Below are 19,159 nucleotides of genomic sequence, written 5' to 3' on the forward strand. Positions count from 1 at the left end.
ATGAGTCACGTGACCGCCACCGCGCCCCCAGCGAGCCTCGGGCCGGCGCATTTGCTGGCGAGTGGTCACACGTCCCTGATGCACGGCTGGGTGCCGGCGACGATCCAGATCGGTGCCGCGGTCGTGCTGACGCTGGCCGTGGGCTGGCGGTCGCGGCGCTGGCGGACGGTCTGGCTGCCGCTGGCCGGCCTGGTCGGAGGCACCGCCGCGTATGTGACGCACTGGTACGTCGTCGATCGCGGCCTGTCCGACGAACCGGCGCCGTCGGCGCTGTGGGTGTGGATCGCGTTGGCCGGCCTCGCCGCGGCGGTGCTGGTGCTGGGCTGGCGCAGCGCGCCCCCGTGGCGCCGCGGAGCGACCGCGCTCGCGGTGCCGCTGTGTTTGCTTTGCGCCGCGCTGACCCTCAACCTGTGGGTGGGCTACTTCCCGACCGTGCAGGCGGCGTGGAACCAGCTCACGTCCGGCCCCCTGCCCGATCAGACCGACCCGGCCACCGTCACGGCGATGGTCGCAACGCGGGCCAGGCCATCGCACGGCAGCGTGGTGCCGGTGGTGATCCCTTCGGAGGCATCCCATTTCAAGCATCGCGGCGAACTGGTGTACCTGCCGCCCGAATGGTTCACGAGGGGGCACCACCCGCTTGCGGGGGACAGCCCGCCGCCGGCGTTGCCAACGGTGATGATGATCGGCGGGCAGTTCAACACGCCGGCGGACTGGACACGGGCGGGCAACGCGGTCAAGACGATTGACGACTTCGCGGCCGCGCACTCCGGCAAGGCGCCGGTGTTGGTATTCGTCGACTCCGGGGGTGCCTTCAACAACGACACCGAATGCGTCAACGGCGTTCGCGGCAACGCCGCCGACCACCTCACCAAAGACGTTGTTCCCTACATGATTTCGAAGTTCGGCGTCAGCCCCGACCGGTCCAACTGGGGCATTGCCGGCTGGTCGATGGGCGGGACCTGCGCCGTGGACCTGACCGTCATGCACCCCGAGATGTTCAGCGCGTTCGTCGACGTCGCCGGCGACTTCTACCCCAACGCGGGCACCAAGGCCCAGACCATCGCCAGGCTGTTCGGCGGAAACGCCGAGGCCTGGGCGGCATTCGACCCGACCACGGTGATCAACCGCCACGGCCGCTACCGCGACGTGTCCGGCTGGTTCGCCATCTCCTCGGACGGCCCGCCCGCACCGCGGCGCGACGCGTCGGTAACCGATGCCGGCGCAATGCGCCTGGTGAGTCGTGACGCCGCGGCCAACCCGAGCAACCAGACGGCGGCCGCCTACTCGCTGTGCGCGCTCGGCCGCGCCAACGGCATCGACTGCGCGGTCCTCCCCCAGCCGGGCAAGCACGACTGGCCGTTTGCGGACAGGGCTTTCGCGGCCGCGCTGCCGTGGCTGGCCGGCCGGCTCGGCACCCCCGGGGTCACCCGGACCCCGCTGCCGGCCGCCTCCGCCCCGCCCGCACCACCCAGCCAGGTCGTGGTCCCCGCCCAGCATTCCGGCACCGCCGGCAAGTAGCGGTCGCGGTCGCTTCTCGAGTTGCTCGTCGAAGCAGGTGGCCGTCCGACGCCTGCTCGCGCGCAACGCAAATGCGGGGGACGATACGCGAATACGGTAATTCGATACCCCCATATTGGGATGCGATGCGGGTGTATTGTCCGGCCGTGGGAACCACCCGCCTGTTTCCGTACGACCCGCCCGAGCCGCCCGAGCCGTCGGCCAAGGAGCGGATCCGTGACGCCGCGTTGAGCTGCTTTGGTCTTCGCGGTATCGCTGCCACGCCGCTGCGCACGGTCGCCGAGACCGCGGAGGTGTCGATTGGGCTGGTGCAGCACCACTTCCGCACCAAGGCTGCGCTGACCGCCGCCGTCGATCAGTACGTGCTGCAAGTGGTCGGTGAGGCACTGCAATCCAGAACGCTGCCCGAGCCACCCTCCGACGGGCTCAACGAAGCCGGGCGCCGGCTCACCGCACTGATGGTGGAACGTCCCGACGTCATGACCTATCTCGGGCGCGCGCTCGCCGAGGGCGGCGCATTCGGGTCGGTCATCTTCGAGGGTCTGCTGGGTATCAGTACGGCCCAGCGCGAACATTTCGTGGCGCAGGGCAATACACACCCGGACCTCGACCCCGATTGGGCGGCGATCAACGTCGTCATCCTGCGCATCGGCGCCATCATTCTGCACCCGTACATCGAGCTCTACCTGGGCAACTCGTTCTTCAGCGAGCCGCAGCTGCGACGCTGGGACGCCTCGGTCACCAGCCTGCTCCGGCACGGCCTATTCCTCGAGGAAACCGAACGCCCAGGCGGCGACATCGTCGCTTGGTGAGCCCATTCGGCGAGCGTTTATTGCCCGCGTCACATTTTTCGCCCGAGCGCGACGTCTGACCCGCCGAGCCACCGGCCGGGTGCTATACACGAACCACCATGGACGCGTCCGAGAAAACCGCCTACACCGCGCAGATTCTCGACCCCGGCGACTTCGGCGACAGTTCCGTGCTGCAACGGCTCAGAGCCGACCCCACCGTGGAGTTCATCGACCACCGCGACACCCAGCTGGCCAACCTGCGCGGCCTTCGGCCGGCCCCGGATGCCGAGTTGCTGGCGGAAGGCGGTCGGTGGGCGTACTACCCGTGGCGGCGCGCGGTCGTGGCGGTGCTGGGCCCCCGCGGGTATCGCGCGGTGCGCCTGGACCGCAATCGCAACAACATCACCCCACCCGAACAGGAACAGCTCGGCCGGCTGCGCATCGGCGTGGCCGGCCTCAGCGTCGGCCACGTGATCGCGCACACGCTGGCCGCACAGGGATTGTGCGGCCGCCTGCGGCTGGCCGACTTCGATCACCTCGAGCTGTCGAACCTGAATCGGGTGCCCGCCAGCGTGTTCGACATCGGCATCAACAAAGCCTGTGTGGCCGCGCGCAGGATCGCCGAGCTCGACCCCTACCTCCCGGTGGAGGTCGTGGACGCCGGCCTGACGCTCGACACGGTCGACGCGTTCGTGGACGGGCTCGACATCGTGATCGAAGAATGCGATTCGCTCGACATGAAGGCGGTTCTGCGCGAAGGCGCCCGCGCCCGCCGCATCCCGGTGCTGATGGCGACCAGCGACCGTGGACTCGTGGATGTGGAGCGCTTCGATCACGAGCCCGACCGCCCGATCCTGCACGGATTGCTCGGCGACCTCGACATCGGGTTGCTGCCCGGCATGAGCAGCCGTGAAAAGGTCCCGCATATCCTGCGACACCTTGAGGCCGAACGACTTTCGCCCCGGGCGGCCGCTTCGTTGATAGAGATCGACCGCACCGTGTCGACCTGGCCCCAGCTGGCCTCCGATGTGGTCCTGGGCGCGTCGGCACTGGCGGAGGGGGTGCGCAGGATCGGGCTCGGCGAACCACTGCGCTCGGGCCGCACGCGCGTCGATATCGCCTGGGCGCTCGACCAACTCGACGAGCCCGACATGGCCCGGCACCGCCCGGCGCCGGCAGAAAATCACGAGCCGGCGGAGCTACCCGGGATACCCGGAGTTATCGCCGCCGCCGCGGTCCGTGCCCCCTCCGGCGGAAACGTACAGCCCTGGTATGTACAGGCCGGGCCCACCGGCATCACCATAGACGTTGCCGCCCAACACACTTCGACCATGGACGTCGGGTTTCGTGGCAGCGCCGTCGCGGTCGGCGCCGCGCTCCAGAACGCCAGGATCGCCGCGGCGGCGCACCACGCCCTGGGGCCCGCCACGCTGACCGATGACGTCGACGGAACGCCACTGCGCGCCACCCTGACATTTGCCGACGGCGCCGACCCGACACTTGCCGACCTCTATCAACCGATGCTGCAGCGTTCGACCAACCGCCACCACGGAACGCCCGAGCCGATCGACGCCGCCACCATCGAGGCGCTCACCGCCGCCGCCCAACGGGAAGGCGCGCGGCTGCGCGTGATCATCGATCGGGACGACATCGTGCGTGCGGCAACGATTCTCGCAGCATCCGACCGCACCCGCTACCTGACGCCGCACCTGCATCGAGAGATGGTCTCCGAATTGCGCTGGCCCGGCGATGCCGACCCCGACACCGGCATCGAGGTGCGCAGCCTCGAATTGGATGCCGGCGATCTGGAGCTGCTCGAAGTCCTGCGCCGCCCGGACGTCATGGCTCACCTGGCCCGGTGGGACGCGGGCAGCGCGCTCGGGGAGGAAACCCGCGACCGGATACTGGCCAGTTCGGCCCTGGCCGTTGTCAGCGTGCCCGGCGGGGAGCTACGCGACTACGCGAGGGGGGGCTCGGCCGTCGAGCTGGTCTGGATCATCGCCCAGCAGCGCGGGCTCGCCGTGCAGCCGGTCTCACCGGTCTTCCTCTACGCGCACACCCCGGCCGACTTCGACGCGCTCTCGCCACAGTTCGCCGATCAGCTAAGGCAGTTGCAGCGTGACTTCCGCGGCCTGATCGACATCCCGGACGAAGAATCCATCGTGCTGGTACTGCGGTTCACGGTCGGACCACCGGCATCGGCACCGAGCCGGCGCAGCCTGGACAGGGCTCGGGTGCTGAGTTGAGCGAATCATTGCTAGACGCGCTAGCTAATACCGTCGCCGCGCGCCAGTTAACGCTACGGTAAGGGCAATGTCGGGCGCATTAGACCACCTGGTCACCGCTGCTGCCGCCGAGTTGATGGCGGCCAGCGCGGCTGACTCTGCGGCGATCAGCCAACGGGTGCTCGGCAACCTGGTGAGCGACCTGGGCGTCGACTTCAGCTTCCTGCGCCACAACGATCACACGATCCGCGCCACGGTGCTCGTCGCCGAGTGGCCGCCGCGCAACGCCGACCCCGACCCGATCGGCGTGGTGTACTTCGCGGACGCCGATTCGGTCTTCACCCGGGCCGAAAACCTCAAGGTGCCCGAAGTGGTACGCCCCGAGGCCGCGAACGCCGACTACCAGAGCAATATCGACGAGGGCACGGGGTGGGGTGCGGTCTCCCTCGCCGCCGTCCCGCTGCTGTCTGGAGACGTGACGACCGGCACCCTGGCGTTCGGCAAGGTCGGCGACCGCGAATGGCTACCGGAAGAGCTCAATGCGCTGCAGGCGGTCGCCGCCCTCTTCGCTCAGCTGCAGGCCCGCATCGTCGCCGAAGAGCAGCTGCACTACCTCGCCGAGCACGACGACCTCACCGGCCTGCTGAACCGCCGGGCACTCATCGCGTACCTCGACAAACGGCTTGCCGCGGGGCAGCCGGGCTCCGTCTCGGTCGTGTTCCTTGCGCTGGACCGATTCAAGGTGATCAACGAACGCCTCGGGCAAAACGCGGGCGACCGGTTCATCGAGGCCTTCGCCGCGCTGCTGCGCGCCGCCACCGACGTTCCCTCGGTGATCGCCCGTTTCGGCGGTGACGAGTTCGTCGTCGTACCGGCCGCATCCATGGACGTCGAGGCCGCCGAGGAATTCGCGCAATCGATACACTCCCGGGTTCAGCGGAAGGTCGTGATCGACGGCGAGATGCTCAGTCGCACCGTGAGCATCGGTGTCGCGGCCGGCATCCCGGGGTCGGAAAGCACGTCCGATCTGTTGCGCCGAGTCGATCAGGCCACCCGGACGGCCAAGAGCTCCGGCGGCAACAAGGTCGCGATCTTCAGCCCGGAGATGTCCAGGACGGACATGATCCGCAACGACATCGAGCTGTACCTGGAAGGGATCATCGACAACGATAGCGACGCCCTGGTGCTGCATTACCTCCCGGAGTTCGACATGCGCACCGGAGAGATCCTGGGCACGGAAGCGCTCATCCGTTGGCAACACCCCACTCTGGGACTGTTGATGCCCGATTCGTTCATCCAGGTGGTGGAATCGATCAACCTGGGCGCAAAGCTCGGACGCCTGGTAATCCGTTCGGCGTGTGCGCAGTTCGGCATGTGGCAATCACGCGGCGTCGGGCACGGTGCCGTGCTGCGTATCAACGTGTCGCCCGTGCAGCTCGTCACGGAGGGCATCGTCGACACCGTCACGACGACCCTCGAGGAGTTCGGCCTCGATCCCAGCACCGTGTGCCTGGAGATCACCGAAAGCGTCGTGGTCCAAGACATCGACGCGACCCGCAAGACGCTGTTCGGCCTGAAGGACATCGGTGTACAGATCGCCATCGACGACTTCGGCACCGGTTACAGTGTGCTGACCTATCTGAAGTCCCTCCCCGTCGACGCACTCAAGATCGACAAGGGGTTCGTCCACCACCTCGACACCAATCCCGGCGACCTGGCCATCGTGCGGTCGACACTGGCGCTGGCCGACGCCTTCGGGCTCGACGTCGTCGCCGAAGGCGTCGAAACGGTGGCGGCGGCCAAGACGCTGTTAGCCCTGGGTTGCTCTCGGGCGCAAGGCTTTCTGTTGTCACGTCCGCTCGACAGCGCGGCGATGGAGTCGCTGCTCGCCAAGCGCGTCATCCCGATGGACTTCTCCGACGCCAGCGACGCGCCGCAGCCTGAAACACCGGGGAGAAAGGACGTTGTCTAGGCCCGCGGGGAGCGGAGCCCACGGCCAATTCCCCTCGCACCCACGGCCGATCGAGGTTTAAGGGCGGCGTTGAAACAGGTAGTAGTACGTCGGGGTCTTGTCGTCGAGTTCCCGCTCGTCACCCGTGGACAGCAGCGTCCAGCCGGGGGCAAATCGTCGTTCCATTTCGGCGTGGTCGATCCCCGGCACCCCGAACCTCCCGCCCGGAGGGAACGCGACGATGTACAGCCGCGCGTCGGGTGCCGCCACGGCGCTGACCTCCCGGACGTACGCCTCGCGATCGGTGCCACTCATGTTGTGGATGCAGCCGTTGTCGACGATCAAGTCGAAACCGCTACCGATCCCCTCCTGGCTCAACTGCGTGACGTCGGCACGGGCAAAGTTGACCGAGGCACCGGCGGCGCCGGCCTTGGCGCGCGCCTTTTCGAGCGGCTTCGCGACGTAGTCAACCCCGGTGACCTTCCACCCGTGCTGGGCGAGGTAGATCGCGCTATCCCCGGTACCGCATCCAACGTCCAGTGCCGAGCCCGTGGGCAGCGCGGGAGAATCGGCGGTTCCCTCGATCAGATCCCGCAGGCCCTGCCCGATCGCATGACCTTCCCACGGCGTGAAACCGATGCGGTAAAACAACCGAAATCGCGTGTGTCGAGAAGCCATAGCGGCAATCATGGCATTGCCGCGCGCGGGGCGCGCGCGGCGGCCGCCGGTGCGGGCGCGAGAAAGGTTCGCTGACCGATGTCACGGCTGAAGGCGTGGTGGAACCAGCCCGACCAGTACGACTGGACCACGACGTTCCTGCGCCAGCGCGGGATCCTGCGCCCGGCGCGAACGATCATCGCCGTCATCGCCGGTTCGTCGGCACTGGTGCCGCTCACCGTGTTGCCGAGCCAACACCACCCCAGCCCCGCGGAGGTGATCACCGGTGCCGTCGCGGCCGCGTTCACCGCCGGCGTGACCGCGTTGTGCCTGACGCGCTGGCCTACGCGCCGGCAGTCGCAGGTCGGCGTAGCGGTGGGCGCGTTGTGCGTAGGCGGGTGGAGCGTCGTCCAGCCCACCGCGGCCCTCGCCGCCCTGGCTTGTACCGCCATGGCGATCCCCGGCTGCTACATCGCGCTGTTCCACGGTCCCAGACTTCTGGTGTTCAACGGTGTCGTCGCCGTCGCGGTCACCACCGTGGCGGTGCTGCGGCTGACCCAGGAGGCCAACGTGGCCAGCGCGGCGTCCGCGTTCTGGCTCAACATCTTTCTCAACCTGTGGTTGCCCCTTGGGGTTTGGGGCATCTCCCGGGCCTTGGGAACGTATGCCCTTCGCTCCCAAGAGGATCCCCTCACGGGGCTGCTGAACCGCCGCGCGTTCACCGACGAGGTCGGCAGCCGCTTGACGGATCCGCCGCCGGAGCACAGCCACCTGGCGGTGGTGATGGTCGACCTCGACAACTTCAAACGCATCAACGACACCCTTGGTCATTCGGCCGGTGACCGCGCCCTGCGGCAGGTGGCCGACCTGCTGCGGGAGCGCACCCCGTCCGATGCGGTCATCTGCCGCGCCGGAGGGGAAGAATTCTTGGTCGCGCTGACCTCGGCGACCCCGGACGTCGCGCCGCTGGCCACCGAATTTTGCACCGCGCTCGCCGAGCTCTCCCCCGAGATCACGGCCAGCATCGGCACCGCAAGCGCGGAACTGCGCCTCCTGACCGGTCGCGATATCGCGTGGCTGGTCGACGAGCTGATCGTGATCGCCGACACCGCGATGTATGCCGCCAAACGCCGCGGCGGAAACCAGGCCCACCACGGCGTACGGGCCTAGCGCCGGCGTGTGGCGCGCCGGGTCACCGACGCAGCCGCACCTTGGCCATGATGGGAGCCGCCGCGACCATGGTGAACGGCACGGCCAGCGGGAAATCCTCCGACAGCGACTCGATTTCGACTCGGCGAACGATGGTCGCCAACGCGAGGGTGGCCTCCAGCATCGCGAAGTGATCTCCGATGCAAGAGCGGGGGCCGCCGCCGAACGGAACGTATTGCCAACGATCGCGGCTTTGATCAAGCTCCGGACTGAATCGGTCCGGGTCGAAGCGCAGCGGGTCGTCCCACAGCGTCGGATCGGTCTGTACCGCCATCCTTCCGAACGCCAGCATGGTGCCGGCCTTGACGCGATAGCCCGCGACTTCGACATCGCGCGTCGCCATGCGGGTTCCGGTCGGCCCCGGCGGGCACAACCGCAGCGCCTCCTGCAGGACCCGCACCGTGAAAGTAAGCCGCGCGACGTCGTCGGGGGTGAGCTGGCGATCGCCGAGCTCCGCGACTTCGCTCGCCACGCGTTCCTGCACGTCGGGATGGCGGCCCAGCGCCCATAGCGCGTAGGTCAGAGTCGTGGCGGTCGTGTCGTGGCCGGCGAACAAGAAGATGATCATCTCGTCGCGAATCTCGGTGTCGCTCAACGACTGCCCGGTTTCCGGGTCGGTGGCGGCGATGAGCGCGTGGACCAGGGGCGCCTCCCTGTCGGGGTCGGCGCGGCACGCTTGCAGGATCTCGTCGGCGAGGTCGCGAATCGCCCGCGCGGCGGCCCGGGCGCGCCGCCGCGCGGGCGTGGGCAGCCACTCCGGCGCGCGCAGCGGCCGTAGGGCTCGCCGTACCGCGTAACTCGTGGCCACCCGCAGCGGCTCGGCGATCGCGTCGGATCGCTCATCGAGGTCCAAACCCAGCACCGAGCGACCCAGTGCCCGCAACGTCAGCGTGCGGCACTGCGCGTCGAGATCGATCTCGGAGCCGTCTGCCCACGTGGCACACACCGTTTCGGCGGCCTCGGCCATGTGTCCGCCGAACTGGCGGACCCGCTGGCGGGTGAACACCGGCTGCAGGGTTCGCCGGCGCGGCAACCACTCGGTGTGGGGCAGCACGAACAGGTTCCCGCCCAGCAGCCGGCGCAGCTCGGTGGCCACCGTGCTCGTCTTGTCGACCGAACCGTCTCTCACGCTGACGATGTCGCGGATCCCCTGCGGTGAGGTCGCCAACACGATCGGGGGAATCAGCCAGCCGGGTCCCAATGTGACCCGGGTGACGGGTCCGCCGGCGTCGCGAAGCTTGGTCGTGCCGGTGTGGAATTCCCTGATCGCCTTCACGCGTTCGCGATACGGAAGCGGATTTTTCGGGGCCAGCGGCAACGTCGCGACGTCCCGCACGGGCCGCTCGGTGATGGACACCCCTCGACCCTAGACCGTCGCCAGCATCGCCCCGGCGTCCACCGGTGGGTCCGCGCCTGCCGAATTCCGCTCGGTGCCAGCGGGATAGGCGTGCTGAGCGCGCGCCCTCCCCCTAGGCCGAAGCACGGCGAAGGATGACCGCGTCCTCGGCGCACATCAGCTTGAACTGGTCGGGCTCGGCGTGGATGGCCAGGGTCCGGCGATCCCACCACATGACTTTGGTTCGGTAGTTGTCATTGGGATAGGCGGCCGCCGGTATCCGCGAGGCCACCACGCCCCCGGAGGATCGCCACTGTTCCAAGACGTGGGCCGCCGCGGTGGCCATGACGAACTGGACACCCATCAGCGTCATCGTCGGCAGCGCGGTGCGCGCCAACACCCGGGAAAGCGCCCGGCTGCCGTACTCCTGGGAGTTGGCCCAGGCGCTTTTGACCTCGACGACACCGAACGGGATGCGGTTGGCGATCATGTAGCGCAGCACGGCGGCGCCTGGGTTGCCGTTCCACTCCTCGAGCGCGTGCGAATCCTCAGGCGCCCGCAGCGGCCCCACGACGCGGGTGCCCCCGACGACCCGGCCGTCTGGATCGGTCGCGGCGAAGAACAGCGCCGTGTCGTTGCCGTCCCACACCGCGTCGAGGTCGAGGACCCATTCCAGTCCGTGCCGCTTGTAGCTCTGAAACGCGCCGTCCAGGTATTGCTCCCACAGCTCGGGTTGCGCCTGCGGCGTCGACGCGGTGACCCGGCATCCGGTCGCGTCGTCCCGCCATCCCCAACTGCCCTCCAGCCAAGGGCCATCGGTCGCCCTACGTGCCAGTTGAGCCGCTTCCATAGTTGTCCCTTCATTCCCGATCTGTGCTGCTCGGACCATTTGTGCGAACGCTCTTGAAGTATTTCGTTATCTCAGCGCAATAAATTACCGTCGCAATTGCGCGATGGACCCCCGCTTGTGGTGACGACACCGCCGCTTTAGCCGAGATCATTGTCCACATTCCTGTACTACTGTGAACGAAAATTTGCCTGTAACGGTACAGCGGTGCTCGCTGCGCCGCGGACCAGGCGATCGCCGCGTCGGCTGCATTTCGGTTAACCACGTGTGTACGCGTCCACGTGGCTGGGTACGAACGGGGCGATTAGGCCTGTTCGAGGCCCCTAGGCCCCTTCTCACTTAGATGATTTAACCGGACGAAGCTGGCTGCTTCTAGTTCCAATTTTTCCGCGCGGCGGCCGCGGGGCGCCGCGGAGTTAGCTGGTTTCTGACCGCGCGCATCGACTCCGGCGACCACAAATCGGCGAAGTTGTCGCGGCGGCCCCCCGAAGACGACGAATTTCGGCCGGCGCAATTATGGAGAGGCGTTTAGGCCGCCCACCCGAATCGATTGTGCGGCGGGCGCCGGAAACTTCGCCAAAGCCGGGCGGGGGCGCACACTCGAAGCCGTGACCCCGCGCTCGCAGGCCGCCCGCAGCAGGCGCGCGATGTTTGCCCGGCACTGCAATCCGTGGAGCGCCTGGACGCGCTGGGCGAGCACGCCGCTGACGCTGGTGCCGGTGTGGACATGGCGCTGGAGCCACGCGGCGCTGGTCGCGCTGTCGTTCGCCGCCAACCCGTTCGTCTTCGGCAAGCCGGCGTACGAACGCGCCTGGTCAGCCAGGGCGATGCTGGGCGAGGAGCTGTGGATCAGCCGTCGGCCCCGGGACGCGGCCATGCTCTTCAGCGCGGTGACCTCCGCGGCTGCGCTGAGCGCCGGCGTCGCCGCCAGCCGTCGTCGCCGCATCCCGGCGGCGATCGCGACCGCGGTGCAGATGGCCCTCACCCTGGTGTATTGGCAGCAGATGGCGCGCTATTTCGATCGCCAGGCGCAGTAGCGTGACACCCATGCCCGACGAACCAACGACGCCCGACCCCGGGTACGACGCGGCCGGCGTGCCGACGTTCGAATCCGTCAGGGAGAAAATCGAATCCCGCTACGCGACGGCGCAGGGCGCGGCCGAGCTCGACGCCGATACCGCGGAAGGCCGCTCGGTCGAAGAGGAGTACGAGGAGCGTGAGCGCGCGGCGGCCGAGCGGTTGAGGCAGATCCGGGAGTCGATGCGCTCCGACGAGCGCTGAGGTGCGCACATTCACCATCGCGGAGCGACGAAACCGCCTGGCACGCAGGCATTTCCTCTCCCCGGGCGACCCGCCGCCACTGACGCGGGTGATCGCCGGGCTGGTCGGGCTGCATGCGACCGACCCCGCCACCCCGTACCTGTCGCTGTGGGCGCGTTTCCAGGGTTTCGCGACCGCCGACCTCGACCTGCACCTGTACCGGAAGCGCGCCGCGGTCAAGCAGCTGGCGATGCGGCGCACGCTGTGGCTGGTCAGCAGCGACGACTTGCCCGCGATTCAGTCCGCGTCCAGTGCGCGGGTCGCCGACAACGAATGGCGCCGGCTGGTCGCCGACGTGCACAAGGCCGGTGTGGCCGCCGACGGCGAGCGCTGGCTCGATGCCGCCTGTTCGGCGGTGTTGCGGCATCTCAGCGACAGCGGGCCGGCCAGCGGCACCGAACTGCGCGCCGCGCTACCCGAGCTGGCCGGGAGTTACGACCCGGCTCCCGGAAAGCGCTGGGGCGGCCAGGTTCCGCTCGCCCCGCGGGTGCTTACGGTGCTTTCGGCGCGCGGCGAGATCGTGCGCGGGCCGAATGACAGGGCTTGGACCACGTCGCGGCCGCGCTGGGCCAGGACCGGGGATTGGCTCGGCATGCCCGTGCAGGCCCCCTCCCTGCACGCCGCGCAGGCCGACCTGACCCACCGCTGGCTGGCGGCCTTCGGACCCGCCACCGCCGCCGACATCAAGTGGTGGTTCGGCACCACGCTGACCGCTGCCCGGAAGGCCCTGAGCGATATCGGGGCGGTGGAAGTCGAGCTGCAGGGCAGCCCCGGGGGCACCGGCTGGGCGTTACCCGACGACCTCGATCCCGAGCCCGAGGCGCCCCCGTGGTGCGCCTTGCTGCCCGGGCTGGACGCCACCACCATGGGCTGGTTTCACCGCGAGTGGTATCTCGGGGACCATCGCGCGCAGGTGTTCGACCGCAACGGCAACGCGGGCCCCACCGCGTGGTGGAACGGCCGCGTGGTGGGCGGCTGGTATCAAGACGACGGCGCCCGCGTCCGGTTGCAGCTCCTCGAGGATCCCGGCCGCGACGGACGGCGCGCCCTGCAGCGCCGCGCCGACGAGTTCACCTCGTGGCTGGACGGCGTGCGCATCAGCCCCCGCTTCCCGTCGCCGCTGTCGAAAGCCGGTGGGGCCGCGGGCCGCGAAACATAAACGGTTGCGAGGTGTTTCGGCGTGTCGTGTGCGACGTTTACGTGTCGCGATGCGCCCCGGTTCAGGCGGTGACTTTGCGGCGGCGGGTCGCCCGCCGCGGCGCCTCGGCCCGGCCCACCACCTCGGCGAGGAACTTGCCCGTGTAGCTTTCGGGCACCGCGGCGACGTCCTCGGGAGTGCCCTCGGCGACGACGGTTCCGCCCTCGGCCCCACCCTCGGGGCCCATGTCCACGATCCAGTCCGACGTCTTGATGACGTCCAGGTTGTGTTCGATGACGATGACCGTATTGCCTTTGTCGACAAGGCCATTGATGACCTTGAGCAGCTTGCGGATGTCGTCGAAATGCAGCCCGGTGGTGGGCTCGTCGAGGATGTAGATGGTGCGCCCGGTCGAACGCTTCTGCAGTTCGGCGGCCAGCTTGACGCGCTGCGCCTCACCACCGGACAGCGTCGGGGCGGGCTGGCCGAGTCGGACGTAGCCCAGCCCGACGTCGACGAGCGTGCGCAGGTAGCGGTGAATGCCCGTGATCGGCTCGAAGAACTCCGCCGCCTCCTCGATCGACATGTCCAGCACCTCGGAAATGGTCTTGCCCTTGTAGTGCACTTCCAGGGTTTCGCGGTTGTACCGGGCGCCGTGGCAGACCTCGCATGGCACGTACACGTCGGGCAGGAAGTTCATCTCGATCTTGATGGTGCCGTCGCCCGTGCACGCCTCGCAGCGACCGCCCTTGACGTTGAACGAGAATCGGCCCGGCTGATACCCGCGCACCTTGGCCTCGGTGGTGGCCGCGAACAGCGTGCGGATCTTGTCGAACACCCCGGTGTAGGTGGCCGGGTTGGACCGCGGCGTGCGGCCGATCGGCGACTGGTCCACCCGCACCAACTTGTCCAGGTGGTCCAAGCCGGTGACCCGGGTGTGCCGGCCCGGGACCTGCCGGGCGCCGTTGAGCCGGTTGGCCAACACCGTGGCCAGGATGTCGTTGACCAGCGTCGACTTGCCGGAGCCGGACACCCCCGTCACCGAGGTGAGCACCCCGAGCGGGAACGACACGTCGATGCCGCGCAAGTTGTGCTCGCGGGCGCCGACGACGGTGACCTGGCGGCGCCGCTCGACGGGCCGGCGGATCGCGGGGATCTCGATGCTCTCCTTGCCCGACAGGTAGGCGCCGGTGATGGAGTCCTTGTTGGCCAGCAGGTCGGCGTAGGTTCCGCTGTGCACGATCTCGCCGCCGTGCTCGCCGGCCCGCGGGCCGATGTCGACGATCCAGTCGGCGTGGGCGATGGTGTCCTCGTCGTGCTCGACGACGATCAGCGTGTTGCCCAAATCCCTTAGGCGGGTGAGGGTTTCGATGAGCCGACGGTTGTCACGCTGGTGCAGGCCGATGGACGGCTCGTCGAGCACGTAGAGCACGCCCACCAGGCCGGACCCGATCTGGGTGGCCAGCCGGATGCGTTGGGCCTCACCGCCGGACAGCGTGGCCGCCGCGCGCGACAGCGACAGATAGTCCAGTCCGACGTCGAGCAAAAAGCCCAGCCGCGACTGGATTTCCTTGAGCACCTGCCCCGCGATGGCCTGCTCGCGCGTTCCCAGCGTGAGCGCGTTCAGGAAGTCCGAGCAGTCCGAGATGGACAGCTCACACACCTCGGCGATGGACTTCTTGCCGCGCCCCCCGGCGGACAGGGAGACCGCCAGGATCTCCGGCTTGAGCCGGGTGCCCTCGCACACCGGGCACGGCACGTCGCGCATGAAGCCCTCGTAGCGCTCCTTCATCTGCTCGGACTCGGTTTGCGCCATCTTGCGCTGCAGGAACGCCAGCACTCCCTCGAAATCCGCGTAGTACGACCGGGTGCGGCCGTAACGGTTGCGATACCGCACGTGCACCTGGTGATCGGAGCCCTCCAGGATCGCCTTGCGGGCCTTGGCCGGCAGCTTGCGCCATGGCGTGTCGACATCGAAGCCCAGCTCGTCGCCGAGCCCGGCCATCATGCGGGTGAAGTACTCCGCGGTGTGGCCGGTCGACCACGGCGCCACCGCGCCCTCGGCCAGCGTGCGTTCCGGGTCGGGCACCACCAGGTCGGGGTCGACCTCCTTGCGGATGCCCAGGCCGGTGCACTCCGGGCAGGCGCCGTAGGGCGAGTTGAACGAGAAGGACCGCGGCTCCAGGTCGTCGACCGCCAGCGCGTGCCCGTTGGGGCAGGCGAGCTTCTCGGAGAAGCGCTGTTCCCGGTTGTGGGCGTCGTGTTCGTGGTCGACGAATTCGAGCACCACGATGCCGTCGGCCAGATTCAGCGCGGTCTCCACCGAGTCGGTGAGCCGCTGCTTGGCGCTGGCCTTGACGGTGAGGCGGTCGACCACCACCTCGATGTCGTGCTTCTCCTGCTTCTTCAGCTTGGGCGGATCGGTCAGCGAATGCACCACGCCGTCGACCCGCACCCGGCTGTAGCCCTGGGCGTTGAGCTTCTCGAACAGGTCGGCGAACTCGCCCTTGCGGGTGCGCACCACCGGCGCGAGCACCTGGAAGCGGGTGCCCTCCGGCATCGCCAGCACCTGGTCGACGATTTGCTGCGGCGTCTGGCGGGCGATGCGCTCGCCGCAGACCGGGCAGTGCGGGGTGCCCGCTCGGGCGTACAGCAGCCGCAGGTAGTCGTAGACCTCGGTGATGGTGCCGACGGTCGACCGCGGGTTGCGGTTGGTCGACTTCTGGTCGATCGACACGGCCGGGGACAGACCCTCGATGAAGTCGACGTCGGGCTTGTCCATCTGCCCGAGGAACTGGCGGGCGTAGGCCGACAGCGACTCGACGTAACGGCGCTGGCCCTCGGCGAAGATGGTGTCGAAAGCCAGGGACGACTTGCCCGATCCGGACAGCCCGGTGAACACGATCAACGCGTCGCGCGGCAGGTCGAGGTCGACGCCCCGCAGGTTGTGCTCGCGGGCGCCCTTGACGATGAGGCGGTCAGCCACGCTGCCTTCTTTCAGCAACTATCAGCGAATGGTTCACGTGCTGCAGCAGTTATTGCGCACGGCGCATTCCATGCTATGTGCCCGTACCGACAGGCAACGTTTGACCAGTAACGTGGCCGCTATGAGTGCCTCGGTTGTGCCCGACGACGACTACACCGGACACGTCGAACCCGGTACGGCGGCCCGCCGGACCCTACCCGGCGCCACGATTCTAAAGGCGTCGGTGGGCCCGATGGACAACAATGCCTATCTGGTCACGTGCGCGGAGACCGGGGAGACGCTGCTGATCGACGCCGCCAACGACGCCGACCTCCTGATCGACCTGATCCGGCGCTATGCGCCGAGGCTGTCGCTGATCGTGACCACCCACCAGCACTTCGATCACTGGCAGGCGCTGGAGGCCGTCGCCGCCGCCACCGGCGCCCCGACGGCCGCCAACCAGATCGATGCCGGACCGTTGCCGGTCCAGCCGGAGCGTTTGCTCGCGGGCGGCGACACCCTGCACATCGGCAAGCTCAGGTTCGACGTCATCCACCTGCGCGGGCACACGCCGGGCTCGATCGCGCTGGCCCTGGACGGTCCCGCGACCGGCGGGGTCACACAGCTGTTCACCGGCGACTGCCTGTTCCCGGGCGGGGTCGGCAAGACGTGGCAGGCCGGAGACTTCGCCCAGCTGCTCGACGACGTCACCAACCGGGTGTTCGACGTGTACGACGACTCGACCGTCATCTACCCCGGCCACGGCGACGACACCGTGTTAGGCGAAGAGCGACCCCACTTGGGCGAATGGCGCGAACGCGGCTGGTAGGGCCGCCCTCGACCTAGTTCGTGGTGTGCACGATCAGCACGTCCACCTTCGCGCGACGTGAGACGTTGGCCGGCACCGATCCGAGCAGGCGGCCGGCGATCGTGCTCAGGCCGACGTTGCCGACGACCAGCAGGTCGGCCTTTTCGTCCTCGGCCAGCTTGACCAGCGCGTCGACCGGGGCGCCGACGACCGACCGCTCCTCCACGTTCTTGGCTCCCGCTTTGTGCGCGCGCTCCTTGGCGTCCTGCAGGATCGCGTAAATCGGGGCGGTGCCCGACACCTTGTAGCTTTCTTCCCTCAGAGCGTCGGCGGCCCGGGTGTCCTCGTGCTGCGGCAGGTACGCCGACGCAATGATCAGCTTGGCGTCGTCTCCGGCAATCTGCGCTGCCTTGTCTACCGCACGAAACGATGAATCCGAGCCGTCCGTCCCGACCACCACGGTCCGATAGGCACTCATTTACCCTCCCAGTTTCGGTTGGTCCGCCAACCCAAGACAGTATCGTGTTTGCCGGAAAAAGAGGGATCTCATTCGTGGGTCAGCGCGGCGTGGCGCGACCGTCAATTGCGGGGCATTGCTGCGCCACTGAATAGTTTGCCCGCAGCCGAAACGGCCGATTGACCACGGCAAAGCGGAAACCCTTGCATTCCGGACCTTTTCGCGGACCGCGGCGCCGCGGCGTGCATGCCGGGTCCGGCGCGGCGGAATCATCGTGAGCCGGTTCATCCGGCGCGCCCTACAGTGACAAGCATCATGGCCATGTCCACCGCTGAGCAGCTGGCCGGCGACGCCCCGGGCGTCGCTGACCGGCCCGAGCCCGCGCGCCCGCGCGGCAGGTTGCTCGATCCGTGGGCGATCGCGGCGTTCGCCGCCGTCATCAGCGCCGCCTGGGCCTGCCGGCCGTCGTTGTGGTTCGACGAGGGCGCCACGATCTCGGCTTCGGCCAGCCGGACCCTGCCCGAGCTGTGGAAGCTGCTGGGCCACATCGACGCCGTTCACGGGCTGTATTACCTGTTCATGCACGGTTGGTTTGCGATATTTCCGCCGACCGAATTCTGGTCGCGGGCGCCCAGCGCCCTGGCGGTCGGGGTCGCCGCCGCCGGCGTCACGGTGTTCACCAGGCAGTTCGTCCCCGGGCGCGCCACCGCGGTGTGCGCGGGTGCCGTCTTCGCGATCCTGCCGCGCACCACCTGGGCGGGCATGGAAGCGCGCTCGTACGCGTTCGCGGCCGCCGCGGCCATCTGGCTGACGGTGTTGCTGGTCGCCGCCGTCCGGCGCAACAGGGCGCGCCTGTGGGTGTCCTACGCGGCGGCGCTGGCGGCCTCGATCGTGCTGAGCCTCAACCTGGTCCTGCTGGTGCCGGTATACGCCGCAGCCCTGCCGGTGCTGGCACCGCAGGGATCCCGCAAGTCCGCGGTCATCCGGTGGGCCGTCGGCTCGGCCGTCGCCGTCGGCGCGGTGACGCCGTTCATCGTCTTCGCCCACGGGCAGGTGTACCAGGTCAACTGGATCTTCCCCGTCAGCTGGCACTACGCGTTCGACATCATCCTGCGGCAGTACTTCGACCACAGCGTTCCGTTCGCCATCCTCACGGGCGTCGTCGTCGTCGCGGCGCTGGCGGCCCGGCTCAGGGGCGCGCGGGTTCCGGCCGGCGACACCCGTGGCCTGTTGACCGTGTGCCTGGTCTGGATCGTCCTCCCCACCGCCCTCGTCGTCGTCTACTCGGCGGCCATCGAACCGATCTACTTTCCGCGTTACCTGATCCTCACCGCGCCGGCCGCGGCCGTCGTCCTGGCCGTCTGCATCGTGACGATCGCCCGCAAACCATGGCCGGTTGCGGCCGTGGTGCTGCTGTTCGCCGCGGCCGCGCTGCCCAATTACCTGTTCATTCAGCGCTGGCCCTACGCCAAGGAGGGCTGGGATTACAGCCAGGTCGCCGACCTGGTCAGCTCCCACGCGTCGGCCGGGGACTGCGTGATGGTGGACAACACCGTGCCGTGGCGGCCGGGGCCCATACGCGCCCTGCTGGCCACCCGGCCGGCGGCCTTCAGGTCGCTGATCGATGTCGAGCGCGGCGCCTACGGACCCAAGGTCGGCTGGCTGTGGGACGGACACGTGGCGGTGTGGCTGACGACGGCCAAGATCAACAAGTGCACGACGATCTGGACCGTCACCAATCGGGACCCGGCGCTGCCCGATCACCAGGCCGGACAAGCGCTGCCGCCGGGAGCCGCCTTCGGGCGCGCCCCGGCGTATCGATTCCCCAGTTACCTCGGGTTCCGCATCGTGGAGCGTTGGCAATTCCACTACTCGCAGGTCGTCAAATCGACGCGATGACGGGGCATAGAAGCGCCGGCTGTGGGTAGTTGACG

At 68.5% G+C, this 19,159-nt stretch carries 15 protein-coding genes; 10 read left to right on the forward strand and 5 right to left on the reverse strand.

Annotation, left to right across the window (positions count from 1 at the left end; translation table 11 throughout):
* From MTAB308_RS03645 to MTAB308_RS03660, 4 genes are all read left to right on the forward strand, one after another.
* Positions 1 to 1,521 (forward strand): alpha/beta hydrolase, encoded by a 1,521-nt coding sequence (locus MTAB308_RS03645; RefSeq protein ID WP_216823642.1) that lies wholly within the window; start codon positions 1 to 3, stop codon positions 1,519 to 1,521.
* Between the two features lie 146 nt (positions 1,522 to 1,667).
* The gene (locus tag MTAB308_RS03650; protein WP_077098182.1) at positions 1,668 to 2,333 is read left to right on the forward strand and encodes a TetR/AcrR family transcriptional regulator; all 666 of its coding nucleotides are present in this window, start codon (positions 1,668 to 1,670) and stop codon (positions 2,331 to 2,333) included.
* A gap of 98 nt (positions 2,334 to 2,431) precedes the next feature.
* A complete protein-coding gene (locus MTAB308_RS03655) occupies positions 2,432 to 4,558 on the forward strand; it encodes an Rv1355c family protein (protein ID WP_077097970.1) in 2,127 nt (708 codons plus the stop codon).
* A 67-nt stretch (positions 4,559 to 4,625) separates the two neighbouring features.
* Positions 4,626 to 6,509, forward strand: a complete 1,884-nt coding sequence (locus tag MTAB308_RS03660; RefSeq protein WP_077097972.1) for a putative bifunctional diguanylate cyclase/phosphodiesterase — start codon at positions 4,626 to 4,628, stop codon at positions 6,507 to 6,509.
* 57 nt (positions 6,510 to 6,566) lie between these two features.
* Here MTAB308_RS03660 and MTAB308_RS03665 read toward each other — a convergent pair whose 3' ends face one another.
* Positions 6,567 to 7,166, reverse strand: a complete 600-nt coding sequence (locus MTAB308_RS03665) for a class I SAM-dependent methyltransferase (protein ID WP_077097974.1) — start codon at positions 7,164 to 7,166, stop codon at positions 6,567 to 6,569.
* A gap of 78 nt (positions 7,167 to 7,244) precedes the next feature.
* On the opposite strand from MTAB308_RS03665, the gene MTAB308_RS03670 reads away from it, so the two are divergent.
* Positions 7,245 to 8,315 (forward strand): GGDEF domain-containing protein, encoded by a 1,071-nt coding sequence (locus MTAB308_RS03670; protein WP_077097976.1) that lies wholly within the window; start codon positions 7,245 to 7,247, stop codon positions 8,313 to 8,315.
* 22 nt (positions 8,316 to 8,337) lie between these two features.
* On the opposite strand, the gene MTAB308_RS03675 is transcribed toward MTAB308_RS03670, so the two are convergent.
* Positions 8,338 to 9,711 (reverse strand): cytochrome P450, encoded by a 1,374-nt coding sequence (locus MTAB308_RS03675; protein WP_077097978.1) that lies wholly within the window; start codon positions 9,709 to 9,711, stop codon positions 8,338 to 8,340.
* Positions 9,712 to 9,823: 112 nt separating this feature from the next.
* Positions 9,824 to 10,540 carry a hypothetical protein gene (locus MTAB308_RS03680; RefSeq protein WP_077097980.1) on the reverse strand — a complete coding sequence of 239 codons (717 nt, stop codon included), beginning with the start codon at positions 10,538 to 10,540 and terminating at the stop codon, positions 9,824 to 9,826.
* Between the two features lie 605 nt (positions 10,541 to 11,145).
* Here MTAB308_RS03680 and MTAB308_RS03685 point away from each other — a divergent pair.
* Genes MTAB308_RS03685 through MTAB308_RS03695 form a run of 3 tightly spaced genes read left to right on the forward strand, consistent with a single transcriptional unit; the run spans position 11,146 to position 13,016 of the window.
* The gene (locus tag MTAB308_RS03685) at positions 11,146 to 11,574 is read left to right on the forward strand and encodes a DUF6653 family protein (protein WP_342744137.1); all 429 of its coding nucleotides are present in this window, start codon (positions 11,146 to 11,148) and stop codon (positions 11,572 to 11,574) included.
* 10 nt (positions 11,575 to 11,584) lie between these two features.
* Positions 11,585 to 11,818: a hypothetical protein gene (locus MTAB308_RS03690; protein WP_077097982.1), complete on the forward strand. Its 234-nt coding sequence runs from the start codon at positions 11,585 to 11,587 to the stop codon at positions 11,816 to 11,818.
* A gap of 1 nt (position 11,819) precedes the next feature.
* Positions 11,820 to 13,016 carry a winged helix DNA-binding domain-containing protein gene (locus MTAB308_RS03695; RefSeq protein ID WP_077097984.1) on the forward strand — a complete coding sequence of 399 codons (1,197 nt, stop codon included), beginning with the start codon at positions 11,820 to 11,822 and terminating at the stop codon, positions 13,014 to 13,016.
* 61 nt (positions 13,017 to 13,077) lie between these two features.
* On the opposite strand, the gene uvrA is transcribed toward MTAB308_RS03695, so the two are convergent.
* Positions 13,078 to 15,981, reverse strand: coding sequence for an excinuclease ABC subunit UvrA (gene uvrA / locus MTAB308_RS03700; RefSeq protein WP_077097986.1), 2,904 nt, complete (start codon positions 15,979 to 15,981; stop codon positions 13,078 to 13,080).
* Positions 15,982 to 16,102: 121 nt separating this feature from the next.
* On the opposite strand from uvrA, the gene MTAB308_RS03705 reads away from it, so the two are divergent.
* The gene (locus MTAB308_RS03705; RefSeq protein WP_077097988.1) at positions 16,103 to 16,789 is read left to right on the forward strand and encodes an MBL fold metallo-hydrolase; all 687 of its coding nucleotides are present in this window, start codon (positions 16,103 to 16,105) and stop codon (positions 16,787 to 16,789) included.
* A gap of 13 nt (positions 16,790 to 16,802) precedes the next feature.
* Here the strand turns inward: MTAB308_RS03705 and MTAB308_RS03710 are convergent, their stop codons facing one another.
* Positions 16,803 to 17,246: a universal stress protein gene (locus MTAB308_RS03710; RefSeq protein WP_077097990.1), complete on the reverse strand. Its 444-nt coding sequence runs from the start codon at positions 17,244 to 17,246 to the stop codon at positions 16,803 to 16,805.
* A gap of 294 nt (positions 17,247 to 17,540) precedes the next feature.
* Here MTAB308_RS03710 and MTAB308_RS03715 point away from each other — a divergent pair, with 294 nt between their 5' ends.
* Positions 17,541 to 19,124 carry a mannosyltransferase gene (locus MTAB308_RS03715; protein WP_077098186.1) on the forward strand — a complete coding sequence of 528 codons (1,584 nt, stop codon included), beginning with the start codon at positions 17,541 to 17,543 and terminating at the stop codon, positions 19,122 to 19,124.
* The last annotated feature ends 35 nt before the right edge of the window (positions 19,125 to 19,159 follow it).

Origin of the sequence: Mycobacterium terramassiliense, from assembly GCF_900157385.1 — a bacterium.
Lineage (GTDB): Bacteria > Actinomycetota > Actinomycetes > Mycobacteriales > Mycobacteriaceae > Mycobacterium > Mycobacterium terramassiliense.